Genomic DNA, 19,719 nt, shown 5'->3' on the forward strand with positions numbered 1-19,719 from the left:
AGCGTAGGGCGGTGCGGGAACTCCGTCGTCCCACTGCCGGGTGAGGTGGCAGGCTGCGGGACGTGAGCGAGCTGAAGGACCGACTGCGTACCGACCTGACCACCGCCATGAAGGGCCGCGACGAGCTGACCACCGCGACCCTGCGCATGGTGCTCTCCGCCGTGACCGCCGAGGAGGTGTCCGGCAAGGAGGCCCGCGAGCTGTCCGACGAGGAGGTGCAGGCCGTCCTGCGCCGGGAGGCGAAGAAGCGCCGGGAGGCCGCCGAGGCCTTCGGCGGGGCCGGCCGCGCCGAGCAGGCCGAGCGGGAGCGCGCCGAGGAGGGCGTCGTCGCCGCCTACCTGCCCGCCCAGCTGGAGGACGCCGACCTGACCGCGCTGGTCGCCGACGTGATCACCACGACCGGGGCGACCGGGATGAAGGACATGGGCAAGGTGATGGGCGCGGTCACCGGCAAGGTCGCCGGCCGGGCCGAGGGCGGTCGGGTCGCCGCCGAGGTGCGCCGCCAGCTCGGCTGAGGGAGCCCCCTCGCCCCACCGCTCGCGCACTCGCGGCGGCTGCGGCGAGGGGTCGGACGCACGACGGCCCCCCGGTCAGCTGACCGGGGGCCGTCGTGTGTTCAGGGCGTCAGTTGGTGGGCGGGGGCTGGACGCTGTCGGCCGGCGGCGCCTCCGGAGCAGGCGCCGGAGCCGGGTCAGGCGCCGGAGCCGGGGCCGGGTCCGGCGCAGGCGCGGGGGCCGGAGCGCTCGGCGCCGGGGCCGGTGCCGAGGAGCTGGGCGCAGGCGTGCGGGTCCGGTTGCCCGAGGACGGTCGGCTCCGCGGCGTGGGGTCGTCACTGGGCGCAGGCCGCGTGTAGGCGCCCGGACCGGGGCCCTTCGTGCCCGCCGCCACGGCCGGGTCGGCCGGCGGGAACGGGTGGTTGGGCTCGTTGGTCAGGATCGGGGCCAGGGCGTCGTGCCAGATCTGCCCGGGGATCCCACCGCCGACGCCGCCGACGTTGACCTTGCCCAGCGGGTCGAAGTACAGGACCGCGGCGGAGTAGTCCGGCGTCATGCCCGCGAAGGCGGCGGTCTTGTTGTCGTTGGTGGTGCCGGTCTTGCCCGCGATGGCGTGCCCGGGGACCTGTGCCCGTCGACCCGTACCGGCCGGGGAGACCACCTGGGCCATCATGTTGACGAGGGTGTCGGCGACCCCGGGGGTGATGGCGTTCGGGGTGCAGCTGTCCCCGGCGTAGAGGGGGCTGCCGTCGTCCTTGGTGGCCGGCTGGCCGGTGTAGGTGGTGATCGAGACCAGCGGGGTCGGGTCGCAGCGGGTGCCGCTGGCCGCCACGGTGGCGTAGGAGTTGGCCAGGTCCAGTGGGCTGGTGGCGTCCGGCCCGAGGGTGAACGTGCCGTTGTTCTCGTTGATCCACGTCTCGGCCGGGTGCTGCGTCACCGGGTTGTCGAAGTGCATCCCCATCGCCTGCGCCGTCTCCACGACCGGCTTCACGCTGCCGATGGCGTCCTCGAGGGCGACGTAGTACGTGTTGGACGACGCGACGAGACCCGAGGTCATGTCGTACGTGTCCTTGTAGTTCGGGTCGTCGTTGAACACCTTCAGCGGCCCGTACTTGCCGTCCTTGTCGGTGCCCTTGAAGACCTTCGAGGTGTAGGGCTGCGGCGCGGTGATCGAGTACTTGGCCCCGAAGCCCGCGGAGAGTGCCGCGGCTGCCGTGAACACCTTGTACGTCGACCCGGTCCCTGCCTGCGCCACCACGTTGGCGTTCACCGACTCGCACTGGGGCCCGTCGCTGTCCGGGCACCCGAACTGGCGGTTGGAGGCCATCGCCAGGACGTGCCCGGTCCCCGGCTGCACCGCGGTGAGGACACCCGTGAACGTCCCGCCCGTGGGCATCTGCTGTCGGATCGACTGGTCGCCGGACCGCTGCAGGTCCGAGCGCAGCGTGGTCTGGATCGTGTAGCCGCCGTTGGCGAGCTGGTCGTCGGTGAGGCCCAACGTCTGGGTCAGGTAGGTGTGCAGGTAGTCGCAGAAGTAGCCGCCGATGGTCGCGCCGGCGCAGCCGTTCGGGGGCCTGCCGCCCTCGGCCGTCGGGATGGGGGCGGCCGTGGTGTCGGCCAGCTCCTGGTCGCTGATGTGACCGAGCTCGTGCATCCGGGTCAGCACCTGGTTGCGGCGCTTCTGCGCGGCCTCGGGGTGGGCCAGCGGGTCGTCGTTCGTCGGGCTCTGCACCAGGCCGGCCAGCACGGAGGCCTGGGGGAGGGTCAGGTCGGCGGCCTTGACGCTGAAGAACGTCTGCGCGGCGGCCTCGATGCCGTAGGCGCCGTGGCCGAAGTAGGCGATGTTCAGGTAGCGGGTGAGGATCTCGTCCTTGGAGTAGGTCTGCTCCAGGGCGAGTGCGAGCCGCGCCTCCTTGAGCTTGCGGCCCACGCCCTCGACGCCCTGCTGCTCGGTGGCGGCCTTCGCCTCCTCGGCGGTGGTCGCGGTCTGCAGCAGGGTCTGCTTCACCAGCTGCTGGGTCAGCGTCGAGCCGCCCTCCTCCACGCCGCCGGCGGCCACGTTCTTGGCCAGCGCGCGCAGCGTGCCCTGGGCGTCGACGCCCTTGTGCTCGTAGAAGCGGGAGTCCTCGATGTCGACGATCGCCTGCTTCATCACCGGCGAGATCTGGTCCGGGGTGACCGGCGTGCGGTTGTTCTCGTAGAACTGGGTGATCAGGCTGCCGTCGGCGGCCAGCACCTTCGTGTTCCCGGTCGGCGTCTTGTCGGTCAGCTCGACCGGCAGGGCGTCGAGCAGGGAGGTGGAGTTGCGGGCCACCAGGCCCGCTCCACCGATGAAGGGCAGCAGGACGGCGGCGACGAGGCCACCGGCCACGACCACCGACACGAGCAGCTTCGCCAGGGCACTGACACGGGAGCTTGCGGACTTCGACATCGCAGGCCAAGTTACCTGCCCCGACGCCCCTCGCGCCGCTCGCGCACCACGCCGTCCGGCGGGTCGTGACCGGACGCGCCGTGTACGACGACGGCTCCCCGGTCCGCGGACCGGGGAGCCATGCGGTGGGTCAGCCGGGGATGCCGTCGCCGTTCAGGTCCGGCGGCGGCTGGACGCCGTCCGGGGGCGGGAGGACGGCGGGCGCGCCCGCACCGACCCCGTTGCTGACCGCGACCGAGACGACTGCGGCGGGGGCGACCTGGCTGCCGGTGCCGGGGGTGAGACCGACGAGGCTGCCGGCCGGCAGGCCGCTGTCGACGGGGGTCACGACCGGACGCAGCCCGGCCTGCTGCAGGACGGCCTGGCACTCGTCCGGCGATCCGCAGGCGGGGACGGTGACCCGGTCGCCGAGCACGTACTTGTCGTCCGCGGGCGGGAACTCCCGCGTCGGCTGGTTGGCCAGGACCGGCGTCATCGCCTCGCGCCAGATGGCGGCCGGCTTGCCACCGCCGAAGCCCCCGACGGACTCGATGCCCTTCGGGCGCAGGACCATGACCGCCCCGGTGTACTCCGGCGTGGAGCCGACGAAGGTCACCGAGTCGTTGTGCTGCACCGTGCCGGTCTTGCCGGCGATCTGGTGCCCGGGCACCCAGGCGTCGTGGGCGGTGCCCGCGAAGCCGGGCTCGACGTCCTTGCGCATCATCTGGTTCAGGGTGTTGGCGATGCCCGGGTCGATGACCTGGCCGCAGGCGTCGCCCTTCACCAGCGGCTGCCCGTCGTCGCCGGTGGCCGGCTGACCGGCCGCGGTGGTGATCGACACGAGCGGGGTGGGTGTGCACTTCACGCCACTGGCGGCGATCGTCGAGTAGGCCGACGCCAGGTCCAGCGGGCTGACCGGCTCGGGGCTGTAGGGGAACGAGCCGGACTTGCCGTCGATCCAGGACTGCGCCGACCGCTGGTTGGGGCGGCTGAAGTCCATCCCGAGCCGCTCGGCCATGCGCACGACCGGCTCGACGCTGCCCAGCTCGTCCTCGAGCGCGAGGAAGTACGTGTTGGAGGAGCGGTACAGCGCCTCCTCCATGGTCAGCGTCGGCGGGTAGTTGTCGCCGACGTTGCCCAGTGAGTAGAACGGGCCCTTGTCGCCGCCCGCGGTGTGGAAGACCCGCGACGTGTACGGCTCGGGCGTGGTGATCACGTGGTTGGCCGGGATCCCCGCCTCGAGCGCGGCGGCCGCGACGAACATCTTGAACGTCGAGCCGGAGCCCTTGCTGGGCTGGACGCCGAAGTTCACCGACTCGCAGGTGCGGTCGGACACGTCGCAGCCGAAACGGCGGTTGACGCTCATCGCCAGCACGTGCCCGGTGCCGGGCTCGACGACGTCGAAGACGCCGATCAGGTCGTTGTCCAGGGGCACGGTGTTGGCCACCGCGGCATCACCGGACCGCTGCAGGTCCGGTCGCAGCGTGGTCTGCACCGTGTAGCCGCCCCGGGCCAGCTCGGTGTCGCTCAGGCCCAGTGCGTTGAGCTGCGTGTGCACGTAGTCGCAGAAGAACCCGCCGATGAGGGCGTTGGCGCAGCCGTCCGGGGGGCGGACGCCCTCGGCCGTCGGGATGGGGCTGGCGGAGAGGTCGGTCAGCTCCTGGTCGGTCATCGGCTGGTCGGCCGCCGGGCCGCCGCCGTGGCCGAGGTCGTGCATGCGCTGCAGCACCTGGTTGCGGCGCTTCTGCGCGGCGTCGGGGTAGAGCAGTGGGTCGTCGTCCGTCGGGCTCTGCACCAGGCCGGCCAGCACGGAGGCCTGCGGCAGGGTCAGCTCACCGGCGCCCACGCTGAAGTAGGTGCGGGCGGCGGCCTCGATGCCGTAGGCGCCGTGCCCGAAGTAGGCGATGTTGAGGTACCGGGTGAGGATCTCGTCCTTGGAGTAGGTCTGCTCCAGGGCGAGTGCGAGCCGCGCCTCCTTGAGCTTGCGGCCGGCCGACTGCTCGGTCGCGGCCTGCGCCTCCTGGGGCGTGGACGCGGTCTGCAGCAGGGTCTGCTTCACCAGCTGCTGGGTGAGGGTCGACCCACCCTCCTCGGTCCGGCCCGCGGCCACGTTCTTGGCCAGCGCGCGCAGCGTGCCCTGGGCGTCGACGCCCTTGTGCTCGTAGAAGCGGGAGTCCTCGATGTCGACGATGGCCCGCTTCATCACCGGCGAGATCTGGTCCGCCGTCACCGGCGTCCGGTTGTTCTCGTAGAACTCGGTGATCAGGCTGCCGTCGGCGGCCAGGATCTTGGTGCTGCCGGTGGGGGTCTTGTCGGTCAGCTCGACCGGCAGGGCGTCCAGCAGCGAGGTCGAGTTGCGGGCAATCAGCCCCGCTCCACCGACGAAGGGCAGCAGGATCGCGGCGACCAGGCCGCCGGCTACGACCAGGACGACGATCAGCTTCGCCAGGGCGCCGACACGGGAGGGGGCTGACTCGGACATCGCCCGCCAACGTACTGGCCCAGGAGGGGCACGGGCACGCGCCGACGCGTGTGCGCGTGCGCGTGGGGACGGTGGGGCGGGAGTGCTCACGGACCGCCGCCGTGAGCGCCCCCGCCGTGCCTCAGTCCTTGGCGTACCGGTTGGCGCGGGCGAAGGTGCCCATGTCGTTGAACCGGACGCCGTTGGCCGCGAGCACCGGGTGGATGTCGCGTTCCATCAGCTGCCGCACGTAGAACGGGTCGGCCACGTAGAAGTGGTGGATCGGGTGCGTGCTGCCGAAGTTGGCGCAGAACACCTGGAACGGCGCCAGGTACCACTTGTTGAACACCTGGGTCTGCTGCAGGACGTTCCCCTGCTCGACGTCACCCTGGTAGTGCATGTTGCTGCTGATGAAGTGCAGGCAGAACCCGCGCCACACGTTCGGGCCGACCCAGACGACGGTGAGCACGGTGAGGGCGTGGAGCAGGCCGGCGGGCACCGCTGCACCCAGCCACGACGCCACGTGCAGGCCGAGGAAGCCGTACCAGATGGTGATCGCGACCGGGGTGAGCCCGATGCTGGCCTTGAGGATGGTGCGCCGCCACAGCGCGTCCTCGGCGTCGACCGGCTTGGTGGCGACGATGCGGATCATCGCCGGCACGTAGGGGTCGAGCAGGCTGTACAGCCGCACCAGCCCCCACGGCTTGCCGTTGGTGATCGACACCTCCTCGATGTCGTCCGGCAGGCCCGAGTAGGCGTGGTGCCGCAGGTGCAGCCGGATCCGGTAGACCGGGTTGATCGTGTACGGCCGGAACGCCCAGACCGCGTAGAGCAGCGCGTACCGCACCGCCTTGCGGCGGCGGAAGTAGAGGGCGTGGATCAGGTCGTGCTCGACCTCGTGGCCGATCGCGGCGAAGGCCGCCGACAGCAGCACCGTCACGTACCAGGGCAGGACGCCGGTCAGGTACAGCGCGCCGCTGCCCACGAAGCCGAGCAGGGCGACGGAGAACGCGGTCAGGCCCAGGGCGTCCTGGTGCCGCAGCACCGGGTGGTCGCGGCGCAGCTCCTGCGAGCGCTGCCGGATCGCGGTGGTGATCACCTTCGTGCGGGCGCGGTCGTCGGCGTCCATGCCGGTGAGGTCGACGGGGATCTCCACCGGCAGGTCCGCGGCCGCGGGCACGGTGCCGGTCCCGAACAGGCCCAGCGGGGCAGGTGCGGTGGTGGTGGTGCCGGGCGGTGCGTCGATCTCCGGCGCAGTGCTCATGTACGTGTCATCCCTCCGACGGAACAGTCGGGCGGACGCTAACGGTGCGTCACGACCGCCGTCGAGGACCGCCGATCGGGTGGACACGATCAGGTGACGGCGGGTGCACACCTGCACCGTGCGTCACGGCCGTCCCGCCGAGACGGCTGGACCGAGCCTGCGGTCAGGCGGCCGGGGGACGGACCGGGAGTACGCGGCTGCGCGGGGTCCCGGTGCCGGTGTCGCCCTCGGCGGCGAGCAGCGCCTCGCCCATCACCCGCAGGCCGTCGAGGTCGTGCACGTCGCCGGCGGCGGCCGGCACGGTGCGGATCGCGACCTCGGGGTGCGCGCTGCTGAACCGGTCGGCCAGCCGCTGCTCCCGGGTGGCCACGGTCATCCGCTCGGCGTGCACCCGCAGCGCCCCGGCGGCGAGCTCCGCGCCCGGGCCGCCGGCCTCGGTGACCGCCTCGGCCGCGGCCTCCGCGCGGGTGGCCGACAGCGCGATCGTGGCTGGCGGGTGGGTCCGGTTGATCACCAGCCCGGCCAGCGGCATGCCCTCGGTGGAGAGCCGGTCGACGAAGTAGGACGCCTCCCGCAGCGCGTCCGGCTCCGGGGCGGCCACCACCACGAACGCCGTCCCGGGCTGGCGGAGCAGCTGGTAGGTGGCATCGGCACGCTCGCGGAAGCCGCCGAACATCGTGTCCAGCGCGGAGACGAAGGCGGAGATGTCGTTGAGCAGCTGGCCGCCCAGGATCTTGCTGATGATGCGGCTGAAGATCGCGAAGCCCGCCCCGACCAGCCGGACGCCGGCCCGGCCGCCGGCCCGCGCGGGGGCGGTGAGCAGCCGGATCATCGTGCCGTCGAGGAAGCGGGACAGCCGGTTCGGGGCGTCCAGGAAGTCCAGCGCGGAGCGCGACGGCGGGGTGTCGACGATGACGAGGTCCCAGCGCTCGCTGGCGCGCAGCTGGCCCAGCTTCTCCATGGCCATGTACTCCTGCGTGCCCCCGAAGGAGGACGACAGCGCCTGGTAGAAGGGGTTGTCGAAGATCACTTGCGCCCGCTCGGGCGTCGCGTGCGCGGACACGACGTCGTCGAACGTCCGCTTCATGTCCAGCATCATCGCGTGCAGCTCACCGCTGGCACCGGGTGTCTCGACCAGTCGCGGCTCGTTGTCCAGCTCGACCAGGCCGAGCGACTGCGCCAGCCGGCGGGCCGGGTCGATGGTGAGGACGACGACCTCGCGGCCGGCCTCCGCGGCGGCCAGGGCGAGCGCCGCCGACGTCGTGGTCTTGCCGACGCCGCCGGAGCCGCAGCAGACGATGATCCGGGTCGCGGGGTCCGACACCAGCGCGGCGAGGTCCAGGGCCGGTGCGGGCCCGGGGCGGTGGGACGCGGTCACGCGGCGACCTCCGTGTGCAGGTGGCTGCCGAGCCGGTCGGCGAGCTCGTACAGGGCGCCCAGGTCGATCGGGCCGGTGGACAGCGGCAGCTCGACCAGCGGGCGGCCGAGCGCCTCGACGTCCCCGCGCAGCGCGTCCTGGGCCTGCCAGCGGCGGGCGTGCTCGACGGCCTCGGCGACCAGGCCGTCGGCGATCGCCGCCCCGCCGGGCAGGTGGGCCGCGGTGAGCGCGGGCAGCAGGTCGGCGCCGGTCAGCTCCCCGGCGGCGGCGGACGCCAGCGTGGCGGTGGGCAGCAGCGGCTCGGTGGCCATGTTGACGATCACCGACCCCACGGGCAGCCGCAGCGCGTCGAGCTCGGCGATCGCGTCGGCGGTCTCCTGCACGGGCATGTCCTCCAGCAGGGTGACCAGGTGCACCGCGGTCTGCGGCGACCGGAAGACGGCCATCACGCCGTCGCTCTGGCTCTTGATCGGGCCGGACCGCGCCAGCCCGGCGACCTCGCCGGTGACGTTGAGGAACCGGGAGATGCGTCCCGTCGGCGGGGCGTCGACCACGACGGCGTCGTAGACCGGGCGGCCGTCCTTGCCGCGGCGGGTCACCGCCTCCTTGATCTTGCCGGTGAGCAGCACGTCGCGCAGGCCCGGGGCGATGGCGGTGGCAAAGTCGACCGCGCCCATCTTCCGCAGCGCGTAGCCGGCCCGCTTGAGGTTGTAGAACATGTCGAGGTACTCGAGGAAGGCCGCCTCGACGTCGATCGCGAGCGCCTTGACCTCACCGCCCCCGCGGGCGACGGCCACCCGGCGCTCCTCGTAGGGCAGCGGCGCGGTGTCGAAGAGCTGGGCGATGCCCTGGCGCCCCTCGGTCTCCACCAGCAGCACCTGCCGGCCGCCGGCGGCGAGGGACAGCGCGAGCGCCGCGGCGACCGTCGTCTTCCCGGTGCCCCCCTTGCCGGTCACGACGTGGCACCGCACGGGCATCGGCTGGGAGGTCACCCCCAGGAGGGTACGAGCGGTCGCCGGGTCCGGCCCGCCGCAGGCTGCGCTAGCGTCGCGGCATGAGCGAACCGGCCCGCCGTACCTGGGAGTACGCCACCATCCCGCTGCTGATCCACAACACGAAGGCGATCCTGGACTCCTGGGGCGTCGACGGCTGGGAGCTGGTGCAGGTGCTGCCCAGCGGCGACTCCGGCACCCAGCTGGTCGCCTACCTGAAGCGCCCCACGAACTGATGACAGCTCCCGCCCCGTCCTGGACGGCCCGGCTCGCCGAGCTCGGCGTCCGGCTGCCCCCGGTCGCCGCCCCGGTCGCCGCCTACGTGCCGGCCATCCGCACCGGCCAGCTGGTCTTCACCTCCGGGCAGCTGCCCTTCGTCGACGGCGGCCTGCGGCGCACCGGCAAGGTCGGGGGCGCCGTCGACATCGAGGACGCCGCCGCCGACGCCAAGGTGTGCGCGCTCAACGCCCTGGCCGCGATCGACGACCTGGTCGGCCTGGACTCGATCGCCCGGGTCATCCGGGTCGTCGGCTACGTCGCCAGCGCCGAGGGCTTCAGCGGCCAGCCGCGCGTGGTCAACGGCGCCAGCGAGTTCCTCGGCCGGGTCTTCGGTGAGGCCGGGCAGCACGCCCGCTCCGCCCTCGGCGTCGCCGAGCTGCCCATGAACGCCCCCGTCGAGGTCGAGCTCACCGTCGAGCTCCGCTGAACCGCCGGTACGTCTGAACGCGAGAGGCCCAGGACCTGGTCGGTCCTGGGCCTCTCGCGTTCAACCCCCTCGCGGCAGCGAGGGGGTTGCTCAGCGTGCGCGGCGGCGGAGCCGCTCCTCGTCGAGGACGACGACGGACTTGCCCTGCAGCTGGATCCAGCCGCGGTGCACGAAGTCGGCCAGCGCCTTGTTCACCGTCTCGCGGGAGGCGCCCACCAGCTGGGCGAGCTCCTCCTGGGTCAGGTCGTGCTTGACGCGCAGGCCGTCGCTCTCGCGGCTGCCGAAGCGGTCGGCCATCTGCAGCAGCGCCTTGGCCACGCGGCCGGGGACGTCGGTGAAGATCAGGTCGGCCACGGAGTCGTTGGTGCGGCGCAGCCGGCGGGCCAGCACGCGCAGCAGCTGCTCACCGATCTCGGGGTGCGCGGTGATCCACGGGCGCAGCATGTGGTTGGGCATCTTCGCCAGGCGCACGTCGGTGACGGCGGTGGCGGTCGCGGTGCGCGGGCCCGGGTCGAACACCGAGAGCTCACCGAACTGGTCGGAGGGCCCCATGACGGCCAGCACGTTCTCGCGGCCGTCCGGCGCGCGCCGGGACAGCTTGATCTTGCCGGAGAGGACGACATAGAGGCTGTCGCCCGACTCGCCCTCGTTGAAGACCACCCGGCCGCGGGGGAGGGTCACCGTCTCCAGGGCGCTGGCCACGGGCTCGGCGGCCTCCTCCGACAGCCCCTGGAACAGACCGGACTGGGCAAGGACCTCGTCCACGCTCACCTCTCGCAACGTCCTCACGGGTGCGATGGCGACCCGCGTCCTGTCGAGTCTAGAGCCTGTGGCCCGCCTCACCAGTGCACTGCGTCACCGGACTGCCCACTCTGAGTGGCAAGCGAACATCGAGACGCGAAATGCCCGCCGGTAGGACGCCGGATGCCCGGTGGCCGCCCTGTGGGGTCAGGCGGAGTGACGACCGCGGTCGTCGGACTCCTCGGGTGCGCGGTCGGCGTGGTGGCGCTCGGTGAGCACCGGCCGCGGAGTGGTGCGGAGGCGGCTGCGGCGGCGGATCCGCCAGCGGGTCATCGCCCGGCGGATGCCGGAGTTGGCCAGCGTGCTGACCTCGGCGTCCGTGGCGGTGCCGAGGAAGTCCTCGACCTCGCGCTGGGAGGTCGGGCGCCGCAACGGCTCCTCGACCCGCTCCATGACGAGCAGGAAGGCGATCAGCAGGGGCGGGAACAGGATGACGATGAGGGCGACCACGGGCACCTCCTCGGGTAGCGCGTCCCGGGCGGTGCGGCCCGGGAGGGTCGGCGTCGTCGTGCGGGTGACAGGCGCGCGCCGGAGCGCGCACCCGCGTCGAGTATGACGGGCGGGCACCGTCGGACCCGACGCCTACCCTCGACGCGTGTCCCGGCCCGCTCCCTCGCCCGCCAGTCCACCTGCTGTCCCGGCTGTAGCGCACCCCGCCGACCCGGCGGTCTACACGCGGCCCGCCCGCGCGCGCCGGCCCGGCCCGGTCGCCCGGCTGGGGGCCGCGCCCTACGACCCGCAGGAGAGCCAGCTGGCTCGCACCCGCCGGGCCCGCCGGATGGCGCGCGAGCTGGCCGTCATCCACCCCGACGCGCACTGCGAGCTGGACTTCACCACGCCGCTGGAGCTGCTGGTGGCCACCGTCCTGTCGGCGCAGACCACCGACAAGACGGTGAACAAGGTGACCCCCGCGCTGTTCGCGCGGTACCCCGACGCCGCCGCCTACGCCGGTGCCGACCGCGACGAGCTGGAGACCATCCTCAAGCCCACCGGCTTCTTCCGGGCCAAGGCGAACTCCGTCATCGGGCTCGGCCAGGCGCTGGTCGAGCGCTTCGACGGCGTGGTGCCCGGCCGGATGGAGGACCTGGTGACGCTGCCCGGCGCCGGCCGGAAGACCGCCAACGTGGTGCTGGGCAACGCCTTCGGCGTCCCCGGGCTGACCGTCGACACCCACTTCGGCCGGCTGGTGCGCCGCTTCGGGTGGACCGCGGAGGAGGACCCGGTCAAGGTCGAGACCGAGATCGCGGAGATCATGCCGAAGAAGGAGTGGACCGACTTCTCCCACCGGGTGATCTTCCACGGCCGGCGCGTGTGCCACGCCAAGAAGCCGGCCTGCGGGGCGTGCGGGCTGGCGGCCTGGTGCCCCTCGTTCGGCATCGGCCCGCTGGACCCCGAGGTCGCCGCCAAGCTGGTCAAGACCCCGGCCGCCTCGGACACCGAGTGAGCCGCGGCCCGCGCGCGCTGGTCGCCGTCCTGGCGGTCGGGCTGGCGCTGCTCACCGGCTGCACCTCCGACGACGGGCAGGCCGACCCGCCCGCCCAGCAGGTCGCCGACGTGGCCACCGACCTCACCCCGTGCCCGGCGCAGCCGGACACCCCCGCCGCCGCCAGCGACCTGCCGGCGGTCTCCCTGGACTGCCTCGGCGGCGGGACGCTCGACCTCACCAGGGCGCCCGGGGTGCCCACCGTGCTGAACCTCTGGGCCAGCTGGTGCGGGCCCTGCCGGGAGGAGCTGCCGCTGGTCCAGCAGCTGGCGGACGCCGCAGGCGACCGGGTGCGGGTGATCGGCGTCGCCAGCAAGGACGGCATGCCGCAGGCGACCTCCTTCGCCGCCGACGCCGGGACCACGTTCGCCTCCGCCTTCGACGGCGACGGCGAGGTGATGACCGGGATGGGCGTGAACAACCTGCCGCACACCGTCTTCATCGCCGCCGACGGCTCGGTGGCGTACTTCCAGGTCGGCCCGGTGCACTCGCTGCAGGAGTTCGAGGAGCTGGTCGCCACCCACCTGGGGGTGCAGCTGTGACCGTGCCGGCCGCGGACCTCAGCGGGCTGCCCGAGCACGTGCAGCGGCTGGTCACCAACGCCGGCCGGCTGCCGCGGCTGCGCACCGAGCGGCCCTCGGCCACCGCCCGCCGCTCGGCGGTGCTGATCCTCTTCGGCGAGGGCCCGGCCGGCCCCGACGTGCTGCTCATCGAGAAGTCGCCGCACCTGCGCAGCCACGCCGGGCAGCCCGCCTTCCCCGGCGGCGGCGCGGACCCCGGCGACGAGTTCCCGGTCGGGACGGCGCTGCGCGAGGCGCACGAGGAGGCCGGGGTCGCACCCGACGGCGTCCGGGTGCTCGCCGTGCTGCCCGAGCTGTTCCTCGGTCACTCGGACAACCTCGTCGTCCCCGTCGTCGGCTGGTGGGACGACCCGCGCGAGGTGAGCACCGGCGACCCGCACGAGGTGGCCCGGGTCGCGCGGGTGCCGCTGGCCGAGCTGGTCGACCCGGCCAACCGCTTCCGGGTGCGCATCTCCACCGGCTACGTCGGCCCCGCGTTCGGCGTCGCCGGCATGGTCGTGTGGGGTTTCACCGCGGCGCTGCTGGACTCCGTGCTGGCCGCGGCCGGGCTCGACCGGCCCTGGGACACCACCGACGTCCGCCCGCTCGCCACGCCCGCCGGCGGCCCGGAGCCGGCGCGTGTCCGCGGGCCGGGGTCCGGCGCGCCGACGGACGGCGACGACGCGGGGTCCACAGCCGCCGCGCGTACGGTTCCGGGGCCATGACCTCCGCTGCAGCCCGTGCCCGGACGACGCGCCGTACCGCCCTGCGCCGGGGCCCGGCCGGAGCCGTGCTGAGCGGCGCGCTGGTGCTCGCGGTGCTCACCGGCTGCTCGAACTCCGAGCCCACGCTGCCCGAGGTCACCCGGGCCACCTCCGCCGACGCCGGCACGGTGCAGACCGCGCCCGACGGCGTCCAGGAGATCACCCTGGAGACCGGCGACGACTACGCGTTCACGCCGGCGGCCTTCACCGTCGCGCCCGGGCCGGTCCGGCTGACCGTGCGCAACACCGCCAAGCAGCTGACCCACAACTTCCTCTTCACCAAGGGGAAGGGGCCTGCCGACATCGCCGAGCAGATCGCCTTCCTCGGCCCCGGTGACACCAAGACCATCGAGTTCACCGCCGGCGCGCCGGGCGACTACCCCTTCGAGTGCAGCTTCCACGTCGCACTGGGCCAGGTCGGCACGATGACGGTGAGCGCCCCGTGACCCTCGGCGGGGGAGTGTCGCCGGCCGGGTCCGTGCCCGAGGCCGGCTGAGGTGTCGATCGTCGACCTGGTCCTGATCGTGCTGGCGCTGGTCTTCGCGCTGTCCGGGTTCCGGCAGGGCGTGATCGTGTCCGCGACGTCCTTCGTCGGCTTCTTCGGCGGCGCGGTCGTCGGGGCCCAGCTGTCCGGGCCGGTGTCGGAGGAGCTCGCGACGTCCTCGATCACCCGCGTCTTCGTCGCGCTGGTCGTGGTCCTCGCCGGGGCGCTGCTCGGGCAGCTGCTGGCCGGCATGGTGGGCCGGGCGGTGCGCAAGCGGGTCACCTGGGAGCCGGCCAAGATGGTCGACGCGGCCGCGGGTGCGGTGGTCTCGGCCGCCGCCGTCCTGCTGGTGGCCTGGATGGTGGCGACGCCGCTGGCCAGCTCCCCGCTGCCCGGGGTCGCCGGGCAGGTGCGGCAGTCGGCGCTGGTGCAGGCCGTCGACCACACCGTGCCGCCGCAGGTGCGCTCGCTCTACGACTCGCTGCGCCAGGCCATCGACCGCAACGGCCTGCCCGACGTGCTCGACCCGCTCACCCCCACCGACGCCCGGCAGGTGCCGGCGCCGGACCAGGCGCTGCTGGCCAGCCCCGTCGTGGCGTCGGTGCAGGGGTCGGTCGTGCAGATCCGGGGCATCGCGGCGTCCTGCGCCAAGCAGATCGACGGCTCGGGATTCGTCTACGCCGACCAGCGGGTGATGACGAACGCACACGTGCTGGCCGGGGTCACCACCCCGCAGGTCACCGCCGAGGGACGGGTCTACGACGCGGTGCCGGTGTACGTCGACGAGGAGACCGACATCGCGGTGCTGGCCGTCCCCGGGCTGCCGCAGGTGCCGCTGTCGTTCTCCGCCGCGCCGGTCGACACCGGGGCCGACGCGATCATCATGGGCTACCCGGGTGGTGGCCCGTTCTACGTGGGGCCGGCGCGGGTGCGGGACCGCGGGGAGATCAGCGGCCCGGACTTCCGCTCGACCGGCACCGTGCAGCGCGACGTCTACGCGCTGTTCGGGCAGGTGCGGGCCGGCAACTCCGGTGGCCCGCTGATCGCCCCCGACGGCACGGTGCTCGGCGTCGTGTTCGCCTCGGCCATCGACGACCCCGACACCGGGTACGCGCTCACCGCGGCCGAGGTCGCCACGGCAGCGACCACCGGCGCCGGCTCGAGCACGCAGGTGGACACCGGCGCCTGCGAGTAGGCGGTGGGAGGACCACGCTGCCCCCCACGCTCCGCGAGCTCGGCGCGGGTCCCTGCAGCGGCGCCGTCCCCCGACCCTCGCTGTGCTGGGGCCGGGACCCTGCACGAGGGCCGCTCCAGCACGTCACGGTCCCTGGCTCGGCCCGGGCTGCGGGACCGAGGTCAGGAGCCGGCCCAGCGGGCGATGGCGGTCGTGACCTCGGTGGGGGACTCCTCGTGCGGGAAGTGGCCGATGCCGGGGAGGGCGCGCCACTCGTAGGCGCCGGCGACGTAGCGGCCGGAGCCGGTGGCGGTCGAGGGCAGCACGTAGGGGTCGGCGGCGCCGTGCAGCTGCAGGGTCGGGGCGGTGATCGGCGCGGCCATCCGGCGGGCGTAGCGCAGGCCGTCGGGGCGCAGCTGGGAGCGGCCGGCCCAGCGGTAGTACTCCATGGCGCCGTAGGCCGCCTGCGGGATGCGCGAGGCCGAGCGGTAGCGGTCGACGGCCTCGGCGAAGTCGGTGGTGGTCGCCCACTCGTGCCCGGCCCAGCGGCGCATCAGCTCGGCCACCGGGTCGTCGTCGGCGCGGGTGAGTCGGCGTTCAGGGAGCCGGGGCAGCTGGAAGCGCAGCGCGTAGGCCAGCGCCCGTCGCTGCCGGGGGTCGGTGATCGAGGAGCGCAGCCGCCGCGGGTGGGCCGCGGAGACGATGACCAGCCGACGGACGCTGCGCGGGTGCAGTGCGGCCATCGTCCAGGCCACCAGGCCGCCCCAGTCCGCGCCGACGACGACGGCCTCGGTCTCGCCCAGTGCGCGGACGACGGCGGCGGCATCGGCGGCGGCGGTGGGCAGGTCGTAGCCGCGCGGGGGCTTGTCGCTGGCCCCGAAGCCGCGCAGGTCGGGGGCCACGACGCGGAACCCGGCGTCGGCGAGCCCGGTGAGCTGGTGGCGCCAGGTCCACCAGAACTGTGGGAAGCCGTGCAGCAGGAGGACCAGCGGTCCGGTGCCGGCCTCGGCGGCGTGCAGCCGGACGCCGTTGGCCGACACGTCCCGGTGCGCCCAGGGGCCGGGCAGCAGGACGCTGGTGGCGTCGGGCTGCCCGGCCCCTGGGTCGGTCACGGTCGCTGGCTGGTCAGCGCAGCGGAGCGTGCGGGTCGGCCACGACGACCTGGCCGTTGCGCACGGTCGGCAGGTCGTGCTGGCGCTGGCCGGGGGCCTCGCGGCGAGCCAGGTCGGGCAGGTCGTGCAGGGTCTCCAGCGTCTTCTCCGGCTTCTGGATCTTCTTCAGCTGGCGGTAGCCGATGAAGGCCACGACAGCGGCCACGAGGACCAGCAGCGCGAAGACGATGAGGTAGGAGATCCAGCGCTCCAGGCCCAGCCAGGTGATGAACTCGGCCAGCGCGATGAAGAAGAAGACCGCGGCGAAGACGAGCATGACGCCGGCGGCGGCGAAGGCGGCCGCGCCGATGCCACCGCGCTTGGCGGAGGTGGTCAGCTCGGTCTTGGCCAGCTCGATCTCCGAGCGGATGAGCGTGGACACGTCGGCCATCGCGCTCTTGGCGAGCGTGCCGACCGACGGCTCGGCCGGGCCCGTGGGCCGACCCGCCAGCGGGGTCGTCGAGACACTGTGGGCCACGGGTGGCTCCTCTCTGATCTGCGCCGGGTTCGACGCGTTCCTGTCGGTGATCGTGCCGCATGATCGCCGCGCCCGCCGGTCCGGATCACCCGCTCGTGGCGCATCTCGCCTTCTCAGGCCACATCGCACCGGCACGGGCAGTCGTCCACGTGCGGGACGGCGTTCTCCCGGGCCGTGAGCGGCGAGGTGGCGAACAGCAGGTCGTCGCAGCCGGCTGGGCAGGTGCACGTCGGCGCCCAGGCGTCCGGGAGGCCGCGTCGCCACCGCTCCTCGGTCCAGCGTCGGTCCTCGGCGGCGCGTGCCGCCCGAGCGGCGTCCCGGCGAGCACGCGCTCTGGCCTCCGGGCCGTCACCGGGCTGCGGGGTCTGGTGGTCCGCCGGCGCACCCAGCTCGTCCCGGAGACGGTCCCGGGCTCCACGGTCGCGGTCGTAGGTGTACCAGGGCCGCGTCCGGCTGTACCGCTCGCTGCCGTGCCACCAGTCCTGGTCGCCGTGCCGGGTGTCCAGGTGGGCCGGGAAGCGTCGGCCACCGCTGTCCCGCACGGTGTCGGACCTCATGCCAGGCGCCTCCTGACCGTTCTCCTCCACGAGGGCGATCCGGAGGCCGGCGATCCTGGCCGCCCGCATCACCACCGTGGCGGGCAGGTCACGGTGGCCGGTCTCGGCCTGCGCCACGGCGGTGGGACTGACGCCCAGGCGCTGAGCCAGCTCTCGCTGCGAGACGTCAGCGGTGCGGCGGATGCGGCGGAGGAGTGCGCTGAGCAGCCTCGTCTCCGCAGGGTCCCGGTCGGCCACGAGGCGATCCTCGCGCCCAGCACCGGCGCCGGTCGCCCTCCCGGGGGTTGCTGTGGACAGGCGGCAGCCGCTGACGACCTCGGGTTCAGGACGCTTGTGCTCTGCTCCCCGAGAGGGAGCAGAGCACAAGCGTCTGGAGAGGTGCAGTCACGGCAGCGCACGAGGAGCCTTGGAGCGCTCGCCCGACCGAGGCGCCATCGCTCCCATCGAGCAAGGCGACCGGGCTGTCAGCCCGCGGACACGGGCGCTGGCGCCGGGCAGCCCGGCCCCGGAGGCAGTGAGCCGCCGGAGCCGGGTCGCCTCTAGTCCTCGCTGGTGGTGGCGGGGAGCTTGGCGCTGATCAGGTCCATCACCGAGGAGTCGGTCAGCGTCGAGACGTCGCCCAGCTCCCGGTTCTCCGCGATGTCCCGGAGCAGCCGGCGCATGATCTTGCCCGAGCGGGTCTTGGGGAGCTCGGCGACGACCATGATCTGCCGCGGGCTGGCGATCGGGCCGATCTCCTTGCGCACGTGCTGGCGCAGCACCTTCACCAGGTCCTCGCCGGAGTCCACGGCGTCCCCGCGCAGGATCACGAACGCCACGATGCCCTGGCCGGTGGTCGGGTCGGTCGCGCCCACGACCGCAGCCTCGGCCACGGTCGGGTGGCTGACCAGCGCGGACTCCACCTCGGTGGTGGAGATGCGGTGCCCGGAGACGTTCATGACGTCGTCGACCCGGCCGAGCAGCCAGATGTCGCCGTCCTCGTCGAGCTTGGCACCGTCGCCGGCGAAGTAGACGCCCTCGCCGTACCGGCTCCAGTAGGTGTCCTTGTACCGCTCGTCGTCGCCCCAGATCGTGCGCAGCATCGACGGCCACGGCTCGGTGAGCACCAGGTAGCCGGTGGCGCCGGGGGCGATCGGGTTGCCCTCCTCGTCGACCACGGCCGCCCCGATCCCGGGGAACGCACGTTGAGCGGAGCCGGGCTTGAGCGAGGTGGCGCCCGGCAGCGGGGTGATCATGTGGCCGCCGGTCTCGGTCTGCCACCAGGTGTCCACGATCGGGCAGCGGCCCCCGCCGATGTGCTCGTGGTACCAGAGCCAGGCCTCGGGGTTGATCGGCTCACCGACCGACCCGAGCAGCCGCAGCGAGGACAGGTCGGCGGCGGCCGGGATCTCCGCGCCCCACTTCATGAACGTGCGGATCGTGGTAGGGGCGGTGTACAGGATCGTCACGCCGTACTCCTGCACGATGTCCCACCAGCGGCCGCGGTGCGGGGAGTCCGGCGTCCCCTCGTACATCACCGACGTCGTCCGGTTGGCCAGCGGGCCGTAGACGATGTAGCTGTGGCCGGTGACCCAGCCGACGTCGGCGGCGGTCCAGAAGACGTCGGTGTCGGGCTTGAGGTCGAACGTCGCCCAGTGCGTGTACGCGATCTGGGTCAGGTAGCCGCCGGTGGTGTGCAGGATGCCCTTGGGCTTCGCCGTCGTCCCGGACGTGTACATGATGTAGAGCGGGTGCTCGGCGTCGAAGGCCTGCGCCTCGTGCTCGGTGGACTGGCTCGCGACCAGCTCGTGCCACCAGACGTCGCGGCCTTCGGTCCACTCGACGTCCTGCTCGGTGCGCTTGACCACGAGCACGCTGCGCACGCCCTTGGTCCTGGTCAGTGCCTCGTCGACGTTGGGCTTCAGCGCGCTCGGTGCCCCGCGCCGGTAGCCGCCGTCGGCGGTGATCACGACCTCCGCGCCGGCGTCGGTGATCCTGCTGGCCAGCGCGTCGGGGGAGAAGCCGCCGAAGACGACCATGTGGACGGCGCCGATGCGGGCGCACGCCAGCATCGCGAAGACCGTCTCCGGGATCATCGGCATGTAGATCGCCACCCGGTCGCCGGCGGTCACGCCGAGCGAGGTGAGGGCGTTGGCGGTGCGGCACACCTCGTCCTTGAGCTGGGCGTAGGTGATCGTGCGGGTGTCGCCGGGCTCGCCGACCCAGTGGTAGGCGACCTGGTCGCCGTGGCCCGCGTCGACGTGCCGGTCCACGCAGTTGACCGCGACGTTGAGCGTGCCGCCGACGAACCACTTCGCGAAGGGCGGGTTGCTCCAGTCCAGGACCTCGGTCCACGGCTCGGCCCAGTCCAGCCGGCCGGCTGCCTCGGCCCAGAAGCCGAGCCGGTCCGCGGCGGCCCGCTCGTAGACCTCCGGTCCGAGGTTGGCCGTGGCGGCGAAGGCGGCTGGGACGGGGAAGCCCTCGGCCGGGACGCGACTGGACAGGCTCTGCTCGGTGGACGGGGTCTGCTCGTCGGTCGTCTCGCTCACGCGCACCTCCGGGGTCCGGGCACCGCCTCGCCTC

General features: G+C 73.4%; 19 protein-coding genes. 8 read left to right on the forward strand and 11 right to left on the reverse strand.

Annotated features, from left to right (window positions below; translation table 11 throughout):
* Positions 1-62: 62 nt before the first annotated feature.
* Positions 63-515 carry a GatB/YqeY domain-containing protein gene (locus tag KUM42_RS12660; protein ID WP_237492782.1) on the forward strand — a complete coding sequence of 151 codons (453 nt, stop codon included), beginning with the start codon at positions 63-65 and terminating at the stop codon, positions 513-515.
* 109 nt (positions 516-624) lie between these two features.
* Here the strand turns inward: KUM42_RS12660 and KUM42_RS12665 are convergent, their stop codons facing one another.
* The 5 genes from KUM42_RS12665 to KUM42_RS12685 form a co-directional block, all read right to left on the reverse strand.
* On the reverse strand, positions 625-2,925 hold the full coding sequence (locus tag KUM42_RS12665; protein WP_237492783.1) for a transglycosylase domain-containing protein: 2,301 nt from the start codon (positions 2,923-2,925) through the stop codon (positions 625-627).
* A gap of 130 nt (positions 2,926-3,055) precedes the next feature.
* A complete protein-coding gene (locus KUM42_RS12670; protein ID WP_237492785.1) occupies positions 3,056-5,386 on the reverse strand; it encodes a transglycosylase domain-containing protein in 2,331 nt (776 codons plus the stop codon).
* 121 nt (positions 5,387-5,507) lie between these two features.
* A complete protein-coding gene (locus KUM42_RS12675) occupies positions 5,508-6,629 on the reverse strand; it encodes a fatty acid desaturase (RefSeq protein WP_237492787.1) in 1,122 nt (373 codons plus the stop codon).
* 163 nt (positions 6,630-6,792) lie between these two features.
* On the reverse strand, positions 6,793-8,007 hold the full coding sequence (locus KUM42_RS12680; RefSeq protein WP_237492788.1) for an ArsA family ATPase: 1,215 nt from the start codon (positions 8,005-8,007) through the stop codon (positions 6,793-6,795).
* Positions 8,004-8,999, reverse strand: coding sequence for an ArsA-related P-loop ATPase (locus KUM42_RS12685; RefSeq protein WP_237492789.1), 996 nt, complete (start codon positions 8,997-8,999; stop codon positions 8,004-8,006). The genes KUM42_RS12680 and KUM42_RS12685 overlap by 4 nt, the downstream gene beginning before the upstream one ends.
* Before the next feature lie 62 nt (positions 9,000-9,061).
* On the opposite strand from KUM42_RS12685, the gene KUM42_RS12690 reads away from it, so the two are divergent.
* Together KUM42_RS12690 and KUM42_RS12695 are read left to right on the forward strand one after the other, a co-directional pair.
* Positions 9,062-9,235 (forward strand): DUF4177 domain-containing protein, encoded by a 174-nt coding sequence (locus KUM42_RS12690; protein ID WP_237492791.1) that lies wholly within the window; start codon positions 9,062-9,064, stop codon positions 9,233-9,235.
* On the forward strand, positions 9,235-9,705 hold the full coding sequence (locus KUM42_RS12695) for a RidA family protein (protein WP_237492793.1): 471 nt from the start codon (positions 9,235-9,237) through the stop codon (positions 9,703-9,705). The genes KUM42_RS12690 and KUM42_RS12695 overlap by 1 nt, the downstream gene beginning before the upstream one ends.
* A gap of 90 nt (positions 9,706-9,795) precedes the next feature.
* Here the strand turns inward: KUM42_RS12695 and KUM42_RS12700 are convergent, their stop codons facing one another.
* Positions 9,796-10,470, reverse strand: coding sequence for a Crp/Fnr family transcriptional regulator (locus KUM42_RS12700; RefSeq protein ID WP_237492795.1), 675 nt, complete (start codon positions 10,468-10,470; stop codon positions 9,796-9,798).
* Positions 10,471-10,653: 183 nt separating this feature from the next.
* Positions 10,654-10,956, reverse strand: coding sequence for a hypothetical protein (locus tag KUM42_RS12705; protein WP_237492797.1), 303 nt, complete (start codon positions 10,954-10,956; stop codon positions 10,654-10,656).
* 145 nt (positions 10,957-11,101) lie between these two features.
* Between KUM42_RS12705 and nth the strand changes: the two genes are divergently transcribed.
* From nth to KUM42_RS12730, 5 genes are read left to right on the forward strand one after another with little or no spacing between them, the layout of a single operon-like run.
* Positions 11,102-11,950: an endonuclease III gene (nth, locus tag KUM42_RS12710; protein WP_237492799.1), complete on the forward strand. Its 849-nt coding sequence runs from the start codon at positions 11,102-11,104 to the stop codon at positions 11,948-11,950.
* Positions 11,947-12,531, forward strand: coding sequence for a TlpA disulfide reductase family protein (locus KUM42_RS12715; RefSeq protein ID WP_237492801.1), 585 nt, complete (start codon positions 11,947-11,949; stop codon positions 12,529-12,531). Before nth ends, KUM42_RS12715 begins: the two co-directional genes overlap by 4 nt.
* Positions 12,528-13,274 carry a CoA pyrophosphatase gene (locus KUM42_RS12720; RefSeq protein WP_237492803.1) on the forward strand — a complete coding sequence of 249 codons (747 nt, stop codon included), beginning with the start codon at positions 12,528-12,530 and terminating at the stop codon, positions 13,272-13,274. The genes KUM42_RS12715 and KUM42_RS12720 overlap by 4 nt, the downstream gene beginning before the upstream one ends.
* On the forward strand, positions 13,271-13,759 hold the full coding sequence (locus KUM42_RS12725) for a plastocyanin/azurin family copper-binding protein (RefSeq protein WP_237492805.1): 489 nt from the start codon (positions 13,271-13,273) through the stop codon (positions 13,757-13,759). The genes KUM42_RS12720 and KUM42_RS12725 overlap by 4 nt, the downstream gene beginning before the upstream one ends.
* Positions 13,760-13,810: 51 nt before the next feature.
* On the forward strand, positions 13,811-14,992 hold the full coding sequence (locus tag KUM42_RS12730) for a MarP family serine protease (protein ID WP_237492807.1): 1,182 nt from the start codon (positions 13,811-13,813) through the stop codon (positions 14,990-14,992).
* A 161-nt stretch (positions 14,993-15,153) separates the two neighbouring features.
* Here the strand turns inward: KUM42_RS12730 and KUM42_RS12735 are convergent, their stop codons facing one another.
* The 4 genes from KUM42_RS12735 to acs form a co-directional block, all read right to left on the reverse strand.
* Positions 15,154-16,083 carry an alpha/beta fold hydrolase gene (locus KUM42_RS12735; protein WP_237492808.1) on the reverse strand — a complete coding sequence of 310 codons (930 nt, stop codon included), beginning with the start codon at positions 16,081-16,083 and terminating at the stop codon, positions 15,154-15,156.
* A 13-nt stretch (positions 16,084-16,096) separates the two neighbouring features.
* Positions 16,097-16,600, reverse strand: coding sequence for a phage holin family protein (locus KUM42_RS12740; RefSeq protein WP_237492809.1), 504 nt, complete (start codon positions 16,598-16,600; stop codon positions 16,097-16,099).
* Between the two features lie 113 nt (positions 16,601-16,713).
* Positions 16,714-17,394: a helix-turn-helix domain-containing protein gene (locus KUM42_RS12745; protein WP_237492810.1), complete on the reverse strand. Its 681-nt coding sequence runs from the start codon at positions 17,392-17,394 to the stop codon at positions 16,714-16,716.
* 302 nt (positions 17,395-17,696) lie between these two features.
* Positions 17,697-19,685 (reverse strand): acetate--CoA ligase, encoded by a 1,989-nt coding sequence (acs, locus tag KUM42_RS12750; protein WP_237492812.1) that lies wholly within the window; start codon positions 19,683-19,685, stop codon positions 17,697-17,699.
* Positions 19,686-19,719 lie beyond the last annotated feature (34 nt).

The organism is Modestobacter sp. L9-4, assembly GCF_019112525.1.
GTDB lineage: Bacteria > Actinomycetota > Actinomycetes > Mycobacteriales > Geodermatophilaceae > Modestobacter.

Bases quoted from the DNA above. Each gene is read 5' to 3' on its own strand.
- KUM42_RS12665 (WP_237492783.1), bottom strand. From the start codon at position 2,925: ATGTCGAAGTCCGCAAGCTCCCGTGTCAGTGCCCTGGCGAAGCTGCTC.
- KUM42_RS12670 (WP_237492785.1), bottom strand. From the start codon at position 5,386: ATGTCCGAGTCAGCCCCCTCCCGTGTCGGCGCCCTGGCGAAGCTGATC.
- KUM42_RS12675 (WP_237492787.1), bottom strand. From the start codon at position 6,629: ATGAGCACTGCGCCGGAGATCGACGCACCGCCCGGCACCACCACCACC.
- KUM42_RS12690 (WP_237492791.1), top strand. From the start codon at position 9,062: ATGAGCGAACCGGCCCGCCGTACCTGGGAGTACGCCACCATCCCGCTG.
- KUM42_RS12695 (WP_237492793.1), top strand. From the start codon at position 9,235: ATGACAGCTCCCGCCCCGTCCTGGACGGCCCGGCTCGCCGAGCTCGGC.
- KUM42_RS12725 (WP_237492805.1), top strand. From the start codon at position 13,271: ATGACCTCCGCTGCAGCCCGTGCCCGGACGACGCGCCGTACCGCCCTG.